The sequence below is a fragment of the Sphingomonas sp. So64.6b genome (assembly GCF_014171475.1).
Classification (GTDB): domain Bacteria; phylum Pseudomonadota; class Alphaproteobacteria; order Sphingomonadales; family Sphingomonadaceae; genus Sphingomonas; species Sphingomonas alpina_A.
Map to the genome: position 1 here is coordinate 256634 of NZ_CP048817.1, position 13035 is coordinate 269668.

Genomic DNA, 13035 nt, shown 5'->3' on the forward strand with positions numbered 1-13035 from the left:
GTACTGCAACCGCTTTGTCGCGGCTTGTCTCTTCGTGCTGCTGGCATCCGGCGGCGTCACGATGCAAGATAGGGCCATGGCCGCCGATACCAAGAGCCCGATCGTTATTGCGCATCGCGGCGCGAGCGGCCTGCGGCCCGAACACACCATCGCGTCCTATACGCTGGCGATCGAGCAGGGTGCCGATTTCATCGAACCCGATCTGGTCCTGACCAAGGACAATGTCTTCGTCGCGCGGCATGAGAATGACATCACCGGCACCACCGATGTCGCCGCCCATCCCGAATTCGCCGATCGCAAGAGAACCAAGGTGATCGACGGCGAAAGCCATACCGGCTGGTTTACCGAGGATTTCACGCTCGCCGAGTTGCAGACGCTCCGCGCGAAAGAGCGGCTGCCGCAACTTCGGCCTGACAATGCCAAATATGATGGTCAGTTCGAGATACCGACGCTTGCCGAGATCATCGCGCTCGCCAAGGCGCAATCCAAGGCGACAGGCCGGACGATCGGTATCTATCCGGAGACCAAGCACCCCAGCTATTTCGCCTCGATCGGGTTGCCGATGGAAGCGAAGCTCGTCGCCGAGTTGAAAGCCGTGGGATGGAGCGATGCCAAGGCGCCGGTGTTCATCCAGTCGTTCGAAGTCGATAATCTCAAGCGCCTGCACAAGCTGACCCATATCCGGCTGATCCAGTTGATGGATGCGGCCGGTGGTCCCGCCGACAAGGCGGTCGCGAGCTATGCCGAGATGGCCACTCCGGCCGGGCTCAAGGTCGTGGCGACCTATGCCTATGGCATTGGTCCGTCCAAATCGATGATCCGTAATGGTGACGCGCCGCCGACCATGCTGATCGTGGACGCGCATAAGGCGGGTTTACGCGTCCATCCCTGGACGTTCCGTGCGGAGAATTTCTTCTTGCCGCCGAGCCTGAAGACCGGAGTCGACCCTGCCGCCCATGGCCGTCTTTCGGACGAAATTGCGCTTTATATCAAAGATGGCGTCGACGGGTTCTTCACCGATTTCCCGGGGATCGGCGCCGAAGCGCGCGATGCGAGCAAGCATCCGCGTCAACCATAGAGATCATCATGCGCAAGTTGCTTATCGCTTCCATCGCCCTCACGCCGCTGCTCTCTGGCGGCTGCGTGCGTACCGTGGCCAGTGTGGTCACCGCGCCGGTCAAGGTTGCCGGCAAGGCGGTCGACTGGACGACCACCAGCCAGTCCGAGGCCGACCGCAATTACGGCCGCAAGATGCGCAAACAGGAGGAACGCGAAGGTCGCGAGCGCAAAAAGGCGGAAAAGGCGTGCCGCAAGGATCCGGACAACTGCCAGCCCTATGACGGGTATCGCGCGGGTCAGAGCGAGCCGGAGTACGAACCGCGATAGCGGCTGCCACCCGGCCATGGCCGGGGAAATCTATCGACTATCGCCGCACATCCAGCCCGCCCGCCAGGAACGCGTCGATATCGGCCTGGCGGAACAGGCTCGCATCGCCGGGCAGCGAATGTTTGAGTGCGGTCAGCGCCAGGCCGATGCGTGCCGCTTCGGTTATGTCGCCGCCGCTGCGCAAGGCATGGAGCACGCCGCTGGCAAAGGCATCGCCCGCGCCGATCCGATCGACGATCCCGGCAAGCACGACCTCCTCGGTCTGCGCAAAGCCGTTACGCGCATCAATCCGCGCGGACAGGCGGTGGTCGTCGACCGTGACGACATGGCGTGCGGTCGAAGCGATCATCTGCAGGTTGGGAAAGGCGGCGAACGCCGCATCCGCGGCCTCGCGCCGCCGATCCTCGCCGTCCGCGGTAAAGTCGCGGCCGAGCAGCAGCGCGACGTCGCGGTGATTGCCAAACATCAGATCGGCATGGCGCACCAGCTCGGTCAGCGTGGTGCGCGGGTCGCTGTCCCAGCGCTCCCACAGCTTCGCGCGGAAATTGCCGTCGAACGACACGGCAATGCCGCGCGCCTTTGCCGCGCGCACCGCGGCGATCGCGCTCTCACCCGGCACCGGACCGAGCGCCGGCGTGATACCCGACAGATGCAGCCGGTCGACCCCGTCGAACAGTGCGTCCCAGTCCCAGGCGCTCACCGGCGCCTCGGCAAAGGCGGAACCGGCGCGATCGTAGATCACTTCGGTTGCGCGCATGCCGGTGCCCGAGGTGACGAAATACAGCCCGATCCGCTCACCGCCAAAGGCGATGCCGCGGGTGTCGACGCCGTGTCCGCGCAAGGTCGCGATCGCCGATCGGCCGAGATCGTTATCGGGTACCATGCTGGCAAAACCGACCTCATGGCCAAGTCGCGCCAGTGCGGTCGCGACATTGGCCTCCGCGCCGGCGACCCACACGTCGAGCTTGGGTGTCTGGAGCAACAGCTCGCGCCCCGGTGGGGAGAGGCGGAGCATGATTTCGCCAAAGGCAAGCAGCTTGGTCATCGTGCGAGCCACCCGCCATCGACGGCGAGGATATGGCCGTTGACATAACCGGCGCTGCGCGAGGCAAGGAACACCGCCGCGCCGCCGAGATCCTCAGGGTCGCCCCAGCGGCCCGCCGGGATGCGCTCGAGGATCGATCTGTTGCGCGCTTCGTCGGCGCGTAGCGCGGTGGTGTTGTTGGTGGCGATATAACCCGGCGCGATTGCGTTCACGGTCACCCCCCTTGCCGCCCATTCATTGGCAAGCAGCTTGGTCAGCCCGCCGATCCCCGATTTGGAGGCGGTATAGCTCGGCACGCGGATGCCGCCCTGGAACGTCAGCATCGAGGCGATGTTGATGATCCGCCCCGACTGCTGCGCGATCATGTGCCGCCCCGCTGCCTGACACAGGAAGAACACCGATTTCAGATTGGTGTCGATCACCGCATCCCAGTCTTCTTCAGTGAAGTCGACCGAGTCCGCGCGGCGGATGATGCCGGCATTGTTGACCAATATGTCGAGCCGGCCAAGCTTAGCGATCGTCTCGTCGACGACGCGCTGCACCGGCTCGATCGTCGAGAGGTCGGCCGAGACGATCTCCGCCCGTCGCCCGAGCGCGCGGACCCTGGCCACGGTCTCCTCGGCCGGGGTGCGCCCGACCGCGGCGATGTCCGCGCCGGCAGCAGCAAGCGCCAGCGCGATCGACTGGCCGATGCCGGTATTGGCACCGGTGACGATCGCGACCTGGCCGCCAAGGTCGAAGGGATTGGTCATGCGCTCAACTCAAGCCAACTGACAAATGTCGAGGACGGTCATGTCGGTATAATCCTGGTTCTCGCCCGCCATCGCCCAGATAAAGGCATAGGCCTTGGTGCCCGATCCCATATGCACCGACCAGGGCGGGCTGATCACCGCTTCTTCATTGGCGATGACGATATGGCGCAGCGCTTCGCCTTCGCCCATATAATGGAACACGCGGTCGGCCTGGCCGTCCAGTTCGAAGTAGAAATAGATTTCCGAACGCCGTTCATGGATGTGCGGCGGCATGGTGTTCCACACGCTGCCCGGCTTGAGCACGGTCAGGCCCATGACCAGCTGGGCTGAATCGCATATGCCGGGAATGACGAGCTGGAAGATGGTCCGCTCATTCGATTCCTCAAGGCTGCCGCGCTCCAGCGCATTGGCGTCGCCAATGCCGAGCTTGCGCGTGACGAACGCCTTGTGCGCCGGGCAGGAGGCGAGATAGAAACGCGCGCCCGCGCCGGAGAAGCTCACGTCCTTTGCGCCCATCGTGACGTACAGGCAGTCCTTGTTGCCCAGCGTGAACGTCTCGCCATCGACGGTGACCACACCCTCCACCGCACCGACATTGACCACCGCCAGTTCGCGCCGTTCAAGGAACGGATGACCCACAGCCGAGGCCGGCTCGCTCTGGTCGGGCAACTTCACCGCACCGCTGCCCACCGCAACGCCACCGATCACAAAACGGTCGGCATGCGTGTAATTGAGCACGCACTCACCCTCGCGGAACAAATCGTCGATCAAATACCGATCGCGCAACTCGTCGTTCGACACGCACTCCATCATGTCCGGATGCGTCGCGTAATAAGTCCGGTCGAACATCATTCTCTCCATTGGAATCTCAAGAGCACCATAGCGTGAGCGGATCGGCCTCGGAACAATTGATCGCGGCCGAGGATCGTTGGACGGGTCATCTGCTGGTCACAGCGCGTTCCCGCGTCGCTAGCCTAGACACCGGTGTCAATGGAAGCCAAATCATTCCGGCTGAGGCCGCGCAACCGAGGCACGGCGGATCAGTTTGGAAAGGAACAGCGATGGCTCCTCGATCCCGTTATCGTCGTCGAGCGTGCCGGCGAGCAGCTTCAGCGCGGCAGAGCGCGCCATCGACTGGATCGGCCAACGCACGGTGGTCAGCGGCGGCCAGACATGCCCGGCAATTTCGGTATCGTCGAAGCCGATCACCGACAAATCCTGCGGCACCGCCAGGTTTCGCTGGCGCGCGGCGTGAAGCACGCCGGCGGCCATTTCGTCGTTGGAGGCAAAGATCGCAGTCGGTATCGGCACCTGATCGAGCAGGCGATTGCCCGCCTCGACCCCTGATTCGAAGCGATAATCGCCCGTTGCGACGAGCCCGCGCGGCAATTTGATCCCCGCCTCGGCGAGCGCCTTTTCGAAGCCGCTGCGCCGTTCGAATGCGGAGCGGAAACCATGCGGCCCGGTGACCAGGCCAATGCGGCGATGGCCCTGTTCGATCAGATAGCGCGTCGCCTCGGTCACCGCCTCGGCATCGTTCGACGCGACCGAATGATGATCGTCATCAAGCTTGGCCGACCCCATCCGGACGTAGCGGCAGCCGAGCGATTCGCACAATTTAGCGAGCTCGTCATTCTCCGAGATCGGTGGCAGCAGCAGCACGCCGAACAAGCGCTGGCGTTCGAGAAAATGCCGCACATCATCGAGCATCGCGCCCGACCCACGATCGACCGGGCGCACGACCAATGCGAATTCGGTCTCGCGGATCGCTTCGAGAATACCCTGCTGCACCCCCAGCACCATTTGCGAGTTGGGGTTATCGTGGATCAGCCCGATCAGGAAATTGCGCCTGAGCGCGAGCCCGCGCGCCTGCGGGTTGGGGATATAACCAAGCTCGCCAATCACCGCCTCGACACGCAGGCGCGTTTCATCGGTGAGCAGCGGCGAGCGATTAATCACCCGGCTGACGGTCTTTTTCGAAACGCCGGCCAAGCGGGCAACGTCGTTGATTGTGGGATTGCCGCCTGCCTTCATGGGTATGGAGCATATCGCCGCGCCCGGTCCTTGGGAAGGATCGAGGAGAACGCCCCGTCGGTCGTATTCCCGTCCAGGCGATTGTCGCCATAGCTTTTCACAGTTGCCGAACCGAGAAGGGTGATGCCGGTCCCGTCATTGGTGACCGTCGTGTTGCCGACGCGTGCCGTTGTTGCCGCACCGTTGATGATCATGCCGAAGCCGGTATTCTGGGCGACGTTCGAATCCGTCAGCGTGAAATCTGCAGCCCCGGTGAACGAACAACTGCGCATTGGAGCTGGGCGAAAGTCGATCCCGTAGCCATTCCGGAAACCGCGGATCTTGGTGTTGCGGACGATCAACGATGCACCGTTGAGGAAGTTGATGCCGTTAACGCCTGGCGATACCGAGTTGCCCAGACCCTCGATATCGAAGCCGGATATGACGACGCTGATGTTCGTGCCATTGATGATGAAAGCGGTGGTGCCCGCCACCAGGATGCCCGCTTCGGTATAGTCGCAGATCAGCGATATCGATTTGGTGATGGTGAGCGCGCCGAAGCCGCCCGGATCGAGGCAGTTGATCTCGCCGCCAGCGGCGGAGGCGTAACTGGCATTTGTGCCATCTCGTTACTCCGACGTATCGTCTGAACGTCAGGCCGCCAGCATCTCGTGATGCTCGACGCGGGGCGTCATCTCGATCAGGAAATCGGGATCGAACGGATAATATTTCGCCACGTCCGGATCGCTCCCGGCAAAGCGCGCGATCGCCGCCATATCGGTCCAGAAAGTGAGCATTGTAATGTGCGTGAGATGATCGCTCTCGTGGTGGAGACACCATGCACCGGCATTGCCCTCGATCGCGCGATAGTCGGGCAGCGACACCGACCGCATCAAGTCGAGATAATCGGCGGCCTTTGCCGTCGGCACCGCGCCCTTCCAGATTCTGGCAATCATCGCAAATCTCGCTCGGCTATTTGGTGGCCGATTATCCGCCGATCGGTCGGAAATGGCGATCATCGGGCATGCCAAAGGGGCGGAAGATCGCGCCAATCATTCGGCTGCCCGGAGCCATTCCCCATTGTGCTGGAAGGCGGCGCGGAACTGGCTCGGCGTGGTGCCAACGACGCGGCGAAAATGGTGCCGAAAGGTATCGGCCGCACCGAATCCGGCGCGCTCCGCGATGCGCTCGACCGGCAGATCGCCTTCCGCGAGCATTGCCTTGGCCAGCCGGATGCGTTCGAGCAGGATCCAGTCATAGGGGGTATGTCCGGTCGCGGCGCGAAATTTACGGAAAAAAGTGCGCGGGCTCATCGCGGCCATCGCGGCGAGCGTCTCGATCCGGTGGTCGCCCGCGGGATCGCGCCGCAACTGCTCGATCACCATCGAAAAGGCCTTGTGGTGAACCTCGGGAATAGGGGTTTCGGCATATTGCGCCTGGCCGCCTTCGCGGTGTGGCGGCACGACCATCGCGCGGGCAGCCTCGTTGCACGCGGCGGATCCGAAATCGCGACGCATGAGATGGAGCAACATGTCGATCCCGGCCGACGATCCGGCCGAGGTGACGATACTGCCTTCGTCGATATAGAGCGCCATCGGATCGACCGTGACTCGTGGATGGTCGTGCGCGAGCTGTTCGGCGAATTGCCAATGCGTCGTCGCGCGCCGCTCGTCGATAAGCCCCGCTGCCGCCAGCACGAACGCGCCGGTACAGATCGATACGATCCGCGCGCCGCCGCGATGCGCCATGGCCAGCGCGGCGGCGATCTGATCCGGCACCGGTCCCATGCGCCATCCCGGCACGACAATGGTTTGCGCGTCGTAAAATACCTCGTCCGATGCCTCGACCATGATCGACACCCCGCGATCGGTCAGGATCGAAGAGCCTTCGAGCGAGAAGCTGGCAACCGCATAAAGTGGCTCACCGTTAGTGGAACGGCGGTTGCTCAGCACCTCCAGCGCGGTCGCATATTCGAACAGGCAGAGGCCCTGATAGGCCAGGATCGCAACCGAATGCGTTGAATTGGGATAGCGAGCATTTGGCATGATATTCGTTTAACGGAATATCATGCCAATTTCAATGATTGGCGCGATGTTCATTGCATTGGCATTGGCATCGCTTGCCCGGCGCGCGTGGGACGATAGGGTCGCGTGATGCCTGTTGCCTCAACAGATTTGTCCCTTGCCGGTGTCGGGCGTGGGTTTCGCGACCTGTTCGCCGCCGCGATCGCGGTCGCCGTATTCGGCATCGGCTTCGGCGCGGCGGCGGTCGAAGCAGGCCTGAGCCCTGCGGCGGCCGCAGCGATGAGCGGTTTCGTTTTCGCCGGCGCGGCGCAATATGCGGTGCTCGATTTGTGGCATTATCCGCTGCCCTGGCTCGCGATCCTGATGACCACATTGGCGATCAATGGACGCCATGTCGTGCTTGGCGCGACGCTGGGGGACTATCTCGGTGCCGCGCCACCAGTGCGGCGTTATGCCGTGCTTGCGGTGCTCAGCGACGCCAACTGGGCATCGACCCGTCAAGCGATTTCGGGTGGCGAGCGCGACCTCGGCCATCTGCTCGGCGGCGGCCTGTTGCTCTGGCTGACCTGGATCGCCGGAACCTTGGTTGGCGCCTTTGCCGGCGAGGCGATCGGCGATCCGCGACACTTCGGCGTGGATGCGCTGATGCCGGCATTCTTCGTCTGCGTCCTGATCGGCGCCGCAAAGGGCGTGCGCGACGTGCCGCCCTGGATCGTCGCGGGTGGCGCGGCGGCGGGGCTCTCGCTCGCCATGCCGACGCATTGGGCGGTCATCTCGGGCGCACTTGGTGGCGCGCTGTTCGGCTATTGCTTCGATGCCCGGCGCTGAAATGACTGCGCTTGCGATCGGCATGATGGCGCTCGCCACCTATGCCACGCGCATCCTTGGCGCCTGGCTGGTCGCGACCGGCCGCGTGCCCGATTCCGTACGCCGGCTGCTCGACCATCTCGCGACCTGCACGCTCGCCGCATTCGTCGTGCCGGTGATCCTGGCTGGTGACGTGGCGCTGGCGGCGGGTGTCGCCGGGGCGATGATTGCGATGCTGATCTGGCGCTCGCCGCTCCTGTCGATGGGGGTTGCGGTGGTAGGGACCGCGCTGATCAGGCTGATCTGAAGCGCATAAGCGAGGTCATGAGGTCGATGGCTGGACCGGGCATTCGCCATCGCGCTTTCCGCTGACGCTGCCGACACCGAGGATGATCTTCGCCCGCCGTTCGAAGGTCAGTGCCTGCCACCGCCCGCTATTGCCGATCGCGGTGCGGCTGCGCAGAAAAGTGAGGCTGAGCAGCTCATATTGCTCCGCATCGATCGCGCCGGCATCGATCATGCAGGTCCAGCGCTGCGCATTCCATTGATAGTCGCGGCTCACGCCATCCTGGTCGATCGTCTCGGCCAGCGCCTTGTACCAGGTGATGATCGCGCGCAGTCGCGGCCAGCGTTCGACCTCGGGCACCGCAGCCAACTTCGCTCGCAGCCGCGCCACATCCTCGTCGCCGGGCAGAAAGCCTTGCTGCACTCGGGTGTCGATCGCCCAACGGACCTTGCGCAGGGTCATCGGCCCGGTCGGAAAGACGCGCAACAGATCGAGCCGCACCGCATCGAGCAGTTCGATATAGGTATCGGTCTGGACCTGCAGCATGGCGTCGCTTTCGAAGATCGCGGTCAGTTCCGCCGCGATCGCCGGGTTCAGCCGCCCGGTCGCATCCTCCGCCGCAAGGATCGCGGCGCGGCATTTGTCGCGCACCGGCACCGCGCGGCAATCCTTCGAGAAGAGCATTTTGCCATAGGTCGGCGCGAGCGCCTTCAGCGCGCGTTTGAACCGCCCGCCCGAGTCGAATCCTTCGCGCCAGCGGAGCAGCACCGGCTGCAGGCTGCCGGTGCCGAAATTCCACTGCGCCATGCCGACCGAGATCAGCTGGCTGTCGAAATTACCCGCCGGCATGGCCCAGCAGCCCATCGTCTCGGGGATCGAGGTTTCCGCCATGCGCGCGAAAATGCCTGCACGGTCGAGCCCGATTTCGGCCATGCGCGTGGCGGCTGCGGGATCGATGCGGATGAACTGTGGCACGCCTGCCGCGCTCGACACGTCGCCGACCATGCGGCACGGCGGCGGGGCAGGGGGCTCGGCCGGAAGCGCGTCCTGCGCCCGGGCGCCCGTTGCAACGAGTGCCAACAGCGCGGCGCCGATCACGGCGGTTGCCCGGCTGGCGTGGAATGCTTCGATGGTCATGCCGCCAGCTTACCGCGCCGGCGGGCCGGAGCAATGTGCCTGCTCAGCGCAACGTCGAGCGGGAGGCCGGTGCGAGCCGCAGTATCTGTGCCGCGCGCTCTTCGAAATCGTCGAGCGCGGGGCCGGTCGTGGCATGCCAGAGCTTGTTCGCACGCAATCTCGCCATTGCCTCGTTATAAGCGGCGGCATCCGGAACGCGCGTGAACCAGACGAACAGCTTCTCGCTTTGCCGCACCGGCAAACGCGGGAAATTATTCGGTTCGCGCTCGGGGACATAGGCGGACAGGACGGGCAGGCCCGCCGTGGTGAGCGCCGGTTGCATCCGTTCCTGAAAGAAGCTGCCAAACCCCTCGCCGGCATCTTTCCACAGATAATGGATCGTCGCGATCACCAGGCCCGCGGGGCCGCCCGCCATGACCGGGCGCGTCAGCGGGCCGAAGCCAAACCCGGCGGCGGCGGGATGCAGCAACAGGACATTGTCATTGTCGTCGAGCAGGGCATTGGCGGCATCGCGATGCGCTTGCCAGACGGGCCCGAAATAAAAGGCGTTGAGCGCGGTGGCACGCGCCGCCATGCTCTCGAATTCGCGAACCCAGATGAAGCGGTCGGGATCGTTGAGATCGCGGAATTGCCCGATGATGCGCATGCCGAGCGCTTCCTGGCTCTCGACGAACTCGCGCTCGAACAGGGCGATCATCGCGTCGCGGCGACCCTTGAGGATCTTGTACTGGCGCAGCTCGATCACCTTCTGTGTCGTCGGCGCGTCGGCGGCAATGGCGCCGCTGCTCAGCGCCGCAAGTCCGGTCATGGTCATTCCGATCAGTCTCCTGCGCGATAAAAGAGTGTCGATCTCGGTCATTGGCGGTGGAATTCCATGATCCAATTGACCTCCCAGCTCGCCCCGCCATCGGCCGAGAAGGCCTGAGTCCATTCCGCACGCGTGTCATCGAAGGGTTCATAGGTCGTCCGGACGCGGATCGGTTTTCCGGCGAACAGATCGTCGCCGAAGAATGTCCCTTTGCGTCCCTCGAACCCGCCGATCACCGGCGGATCGATCGTGGTCGAGCGCCGGTCGATCCACCATATCGACCACAGGCCGGTCGACGCATCGAACAGCCGGAGCGAGTGCGCGCGATACGCGCCGTTCGGGTCGTCCAGCACGTTGACGTCGATATTGCCCAGGCCGTCCAGCACCGGATCGACCTGCAGCGTGCCGGGGAAATCGAACCAGTCCCGAGCACCGGCCAGCCGCGCGCCGAGCTTCCGGTGCGTGACCCGCCATTGTCCATGGAGGAAGTCGAAGCCCGCCATTCGGCCTGTCATCGCTTTAATCCGCTTCACGACTCGCCTTCTCCTCCGTTTCGTATGCCATAACAGACCGGTTGTCCGGTTTTGTCAATGATGCTAGTGGAGAATGCGATCAGGAGGCATGAATGGTACGGGCGGAGCGGGCGAAATTTCGGAAGAATGATCCGGCGGGCATGCGCAAGCGCGTGATCGATGCCGCGGCCTGCGCATTCCAGGCGCAGGGCTATGGCGCGACCAGCATGCATGATGTGGTGCGCGCGGCGGCGGTGACCGGCGGTGCGCTTTATCATCATTTTCCGACCAAGAAAGACCTCGCGCTGGCGGTGGTCGCGGAGCGCGTCTCGGGGGAGATCGCCGATACCTGGATCGCGGCGGTCGATGGTGCGCCGTCCGGGGCGGAAGGGATCGTCGGCGTGTTCGAGGAGACCGCCGACGCGCTCGATCGGCAGGGCTCGGTCTCGGGTTGCCCGCTCGGCAATCTCGCGCTCGAACTGTCGCTCGCCGATGACGGATTGCGCCGCGCGGTGGAGGACGAATATCGCGCCTGGCAGGACGCGATCGCCGCGCGGCTCGATCGTGACGAACGTGCGGGGCGGGCCGATTTCGTCGCGGGCGATGCGGCGGGGCTGGCCGGCACGGTGGTGGCGATGTTTACCGGTGCCATGTCGATCGCCAAGGCGCGGCAGGACGCGACGGCGCTGCGCGCCTGTGCCCGCCGGTTGCGGCGGATGATGGGATTACCGGCCGGGAGTGGGGATCAGGGCTGAGGCGGGCCGCCCGTCAGCCGACGGGTGAGCGCACGGCCGAACAGCAGCACCAGCAGCGCGCCGATCATCGAGATGCCGGCATTCAGCATCCAGAATGCTCCCGGCGTCATCGTCTCGTACAGCGTCCCGACCGAGCCCATGATGATGTTGCCGATGAACAGCGAGAGATAGGCGCACCCCATCATCGTCGCATTCACGTTGGGCGGCGCCGCGCGTGACATCAATGCGAGATAGGGCGGCCAGTAATAAAGGAACGCGACCCCGACCAGCGCGAAGGCCGCGAACGGGATCAATGCGCTCGCCGTGCCCGCGCCGGCGAGCATCGCCGCCAGTGCCATGATCGCGGCCGAGATCGCGGCGAGCACAGCGCCAATGCCGATCTTGGTCAGGTCGCTCGATTCCTGCCCGCGCCGAGCCTCGCGCGCCCACAGCCAGATCAAGGGCGGCACCGCGATGACGCTGAAAAATGCATCGACCGAATTGAACCAGGGGGCGGGGATATGGCCGAGCGGCGTGGTTAGATCGGCGTGGCTATCGATCCATACCAGCCCGACATTGAAGAACTGGAAATAGGTGATGGTCTGGAACACCGTGATGCCCATCACCACCACCAGCAGCAGCACGGTGCGCCACTCCGCAGCGGTCAGCGGCACCGCCGCCACGCGATCGCGTCGACGCGGACGCTGGTCGGGCAGATAGCGCTGTCCCGCCAGATAGGTGACGGTGGCGAGCAGCATCAGCACTCCGGCGGTGCCGAAGCCGACATGCCAGCCATAGGCCTGGGCCAATCCAGCGCACACCAGCGGCCCGAGCACCGCGCCGATATTGATCGCCATGCTGAAGATGGTGAAGGCGCGCGTCCGCCGTGATTCGTCGTCGGCCGGATAGAGGTGCCCGATCTGCGCCGAGATATTGCCCTTGAGACACCCGGACCCGAGGATCAGCAACAGCAAGGCGAGCAGGAAACTATGGTCGAACGCCATGGCGAAATGCCCCGCGCTCATCAGCAGTGCGCCGATCACCACGGTCCGCTTCGCGCCGAGCAGCCGATCGGCGATCCACCCGCCCAGGATCGGCGTGAAATAGACCAGACCGGAATATAATCCGAAGGTCTGCGACGCGAGGCCCTGCGCCGATAGCGGGCCGAGTACCGATTCGAGCGCCGCGCGATAGGTCGGCAGCCCGGCGACATTCTCGACATGGCCGGGCAGGAACAGTTGCTGGACCATGTAAAGCACGACCAGAGCGGTCATGCCGTAATAGGAAAACCGTTCCCACGCTTCGGTGAAGGCGAGATAGGCCAGGCCCTTGGGATGGCCGAGAAAGGAGCGGTCGGCAGTGATCGAAGCAGTGATCAGCGGGGCTGGGTCCGACATGGTTTGTGCCTTCGTTTCCATGATCGTCACATCCCAGTTCGAGCGCGCAACAGTCTGACGCACCGCGGTGATGCGCTAGGGTTCAAACGCGATCACCGCAATGGTCGGGCACCGCAATGGCCGGAATCATCCGG

16 protein-coding genes are annotated in these 13035 nt (G+C 64.2%); 5 read left to right on the forward strand and 11 right to left on the reverse strand.

Annotated features, from left to right (window positions below):
• Window positions 1-76 precede the first annotated feature (76 nt).
• Both G4G27_RS01215 and G4G27_RS01220 read left to right on the forward strand, forming a co-directional pair.
• Entirely contained in the window at window positions 77-1078 is a 1002-nt protein-coding gene (locus tag G4G27_RS01215) for a glycerophosphodiester phosphodiesterase (protein ID WP_244624507.1), read from the forward strand.
• An 8-nt stretch (window positions 1079-1086) separates the two neighbouring features.
• Window positions 1087-1386, forward strand: coding sequence for a hypothetical protein (locus G4G27_RS01220; protein WP_183111396.1), 300 nt, complete (start codon window positions 1087-1089; stop codon window positions 1384-1386).
• Window positions 1387-1423: 37 nt separating this feature from the next.
• Here the strand turns inward: G4G27_RS01220 and G4G27_RS01225 are convergent, their stop codons facing one another.
• From G4G27_RS01225 to G4G27_RS01255, 7 genes are all read right to left on the reverse strand, one after another.
• The gene (locus G4G27_RS01225; protein ID WP_183111398.1) at window positions 1424-2431 is read right to left on the reverse strand and encodes a sugar kinase; all 1008 of its coding nucleotides are present in this window, start codon (window positions 2429-2431) and stop codon (window positions 1424-1426) included.
• Complete coding sequence (gene kduD, locus G4G27_RS01230) at window positions 2428-3183, reverse strand: 2-dehydro-3-deoxy-D-gluconate 5-dehydrogenase KduD (protein WP_183111400.1); 756 nt, start codon at window positions 3181-3183, stop codon at window positions 2428-2430. The genes G4G27_RS01225 and kduD overlap by 4 nt, the downstream gene beginning before the upstream one ends.
• 9 nt (window positions 3184-3192) lie before the next feature.
• Window positions 3193-4032, reverse strand: coding sequence for a 5-dehydro-4-deoxy-D-glucuronate isomerase (gene kduI / locus G4G27_RS01235; RefSeq protein ID WP_183111402.1), 840 nt, complete (start codon window positions 4030-4032; stop codon window positions 3193-3195).
• 153 nt (window positions 4033-4185) lie between these two features.
• A complete protein-coding gene (locus tag G4G27_RS01240; RefSeq protein WP_183111403.1) occupies window positions 4186-5217 on the reverse strand; it encodes a LacI family DNA-binding transcriptional regulator in 1032 nt (343 codons plus the stop codon).
• Entirely contained in the window at window positions 5214-5690 is a 477-nt protein-coding gene (locus G4G27_RS01245; protein WP_183111405.1) for a right-handed parallel beta-helix repeat-containing protein, read from the reverse strand. Before G4G27_RS01245 ends, G4G27_RS01240 begins: the two co-directional genes overlap by 4 nt.
• Before the next feature lie 159 nt (window positions 5691-5849).
• A complete protein-coding gene (locus G4G27_RS01250; RefSeq protein ID WP_183111407.1) occupies window positions 5850-6152 on the reverse strand; it encodes an antibiotic biosynthesis monooxygenase in 303 nt (100 codons plus the stop codon).
• A 96-nt stretch (window positions 6153-6248) separates the two neighbouring features.
• Complete coding sequence (locus G4G27_RS01255) at window positions 6249-7241, reverse strand: helix-turn-helix domain-containing protein (protein WP_183111409.1); 993 nt, start codon at window positions 7239-7241, stop codon at window positions 6249-6251.
• Window positions 7242-7349: 108 nt separating this feature from the next.
• Here G4G27_RS01255 and G4G27_RS01260 point away from each other — a divergent pair, with 108 nt between their 5' ends.
• Together G4G27_RS01260 and G4G27_RS01265 are read left to right on the forward strand one after the other, a co-directional pair.
• Window positions 7350-8048, forward strand: a complete 699-nt coding sequence (locus tag G4G27_RS01260; protein WP_183111411.1) for an AzlC family ABC transporter permease — start codon at window positions 7350-7352, stop codon at window positions 8046-8048.
• Window position 8049: 1 nt separating this feature from the next.
• Window positions 8050-8334: an AzlD domain-containing protein gene (locus G4G27_RS01265; protein WP_183111413.1), complete on the forward strand. Its 285-nt coding sequence runs from the start codon at window positions 8050-8052 to the stop codon at window positions 8332-8334.
• 15 nt (window positions 8335-8349) lie between these two features.
• Here G4G27_RS01265 and G4G27_RS01270 read toward each other — a convergent pair whose 3' ends face one another.
• The 3 genes from G4G27_RS01270 to G4G27_RS01280 are packed head-to-tail and all read right to left on the reverse strand — an operon-like array spanning window position 8350 to window position 10761.
• Window positions 8350-9450, reverse strand: coding sequence for a hypothetical protein (locus tag G4G27_RS01270; protein ID WP_183111415.1), 1101 nt, complete (start codon window positions 9448-9450; stop codon window positions 8350-8352).
• Between the two features lie 43 nt (window positions 9451-9493).
• Entirely contained in the window at window positions 9494-10264 is a 771-nt protein-coding gene (locus tag G4G27_RS01275; RefSeq protein WP_183111417.1) for an NIPSNAP family protein, read from the reverse strand.
• 41 nt (window positions 10265-10305) lie between these two features.
• Window positions 10306-10761 (reverse strand): DUF1579 domain-containing protein, encoded by a 456-nt coding sequence (locus tag G4G27_RS01280; RefSeq protein ID WP_202049646.1) that lies wholly within the window; start codon window positions 10759-10761, stop codon window positions 10306-10308.
• A gap of 122 nt (window positions 10762-10883) precedes the next feature.
• On the opposite strand from G4G27_RS01280, the gene G4G27_RS01285 reads away from it, so the two are divergent.
• Window positions 10884-11525, forward strand: coding sequence for a TetR/AcrR family transcriptional regulator (locus G4G27_RS01285; RefSeq protein WP_183111419.1), 642 nt, complete (start codon window positions 10884-10886; stop codon window positions 11523-11525).
• Here the strand turns inward: G4G27_RS01285 and G4G27_RS01290 are convergent.
• Window positions 11516-12901 carry a peptide MFS transporter gene (locus G4G27_RS01290; RefSeq protein WP_183111421.1) on the reverse strand — a complete coding sequence of 462 codons (1386 nt, stop codon included), beginning with the start codon at window positions 12899-12901 and terminating at the stop codon, window positions 11516-11518. The two genes, G4G27_RS01285 and G4G27_RS01290, sit on opposite strands and share 10 nt — an antisense overlap.
• Between the last annotated feature and the right edge of the window lie 134 nt (window positions 12902-13035).

Coding starts and splice junctions, on each gene's coding strand:
- G4G27_RS01215 (WP_244624507.1), top strand. CDS start 77: ATGGCCGCCGATACCAAGAGCCCGATCGTTATTGCGCATCGCGGCGCG.
- G4G27_RS01220 (WP_183111396.1), top strand. CDS start 1,087: ATGCGCAAGTTGCTTATCGCTTCCATCGCCCTCACGCCGCTGCTCTCT.
- G4G27_RS01225 (WP_183111398.1), bottom strand. CDS start 2,431: ATGACCAAGCTGCTTGCCTTTGGCGAAATCATGCTCCGCCTCTCCCCA.
- kduD (WP_183111400.1), bottom strand. CDS start 3,183: ATGACCAATCCCTTCGACCTTGGCGGCCAGGTCGCGATCGTCACCGGT.
- kduI (WP_183111402.1), bottom strand. CDS start 4,032: ATGTTCGACCGGACTTATTACGCGACGCATCCGGACATGATGGAGTGC.
- G4G27_RS01240 (WP_183111403.1), bottom strand. CDS start 5,217: ATGAAGGCAGGCGGCAATCCCACAATCAACGACGTTGCCCGCTTGGCC.
- G4G27_RS01250 (WP_183111407.1), bottom strand. CDS start 6,152: ATGATTGCCAGAATCTGGAAGGGCGCGGTGCCGACGGCAAAGGCCGCC.
- G4G27_RS01255 (WP_183111409.1), bottom strand. CDS start 7,241: ATGCCAAATGCTCGCTATCCCAATTCAACGCATTCGGTTGCGATCCTG.
- G4G27_RS01260 (WP_183111411.1), top strand. CDS start 7,350: ATGCCTGTTGCCTCAACAGATTTGTCCCTTGCCGGTGTCGGGCGTGGG.
- G4G27_RS01265 (WP_183111413.1), top strand. CDS start 8,050: ATGACTGCGCTTGCGATCGGCATGATGGCGCTCGCCACCTATGCCACG.
- G4G27_RS01270 (WP_183111415.1), bottom strand. CDS start 9,450: ATGACCATCGAAGCATTCCACGCCAGCCGGGCAACCGCCGTGATCGGC.
- G4G27_RS01275 (WP_183111417.1), bottom strand. CDS start 10,264: ATGACCATGACCGGACTTGCGGCGCTGAGCAGCGGCGCCATTGCCGCC.
- G4G27_RS01280 (WP_202049646.1), bottom strand. CDS start 10,761: ATGGCGGGCTTCGACTTCCTCCATGGACAATGGCGGGTCACGCACCGG.
- G4G27_RS01285 (WP_183111419.1), top strand. CDS start 10,884: ATGGTACGGGCGGAGCGGGCGAAATTTCGGAAGAATGATCCGGCGGGC.
- G4G27_RS01290 (WP_183111421.1), bottom strand. CDS start 12,901: ATGTCGGACCCAGCCCCGCTGATCACTGCTTCGATCACTGCCGACCGC.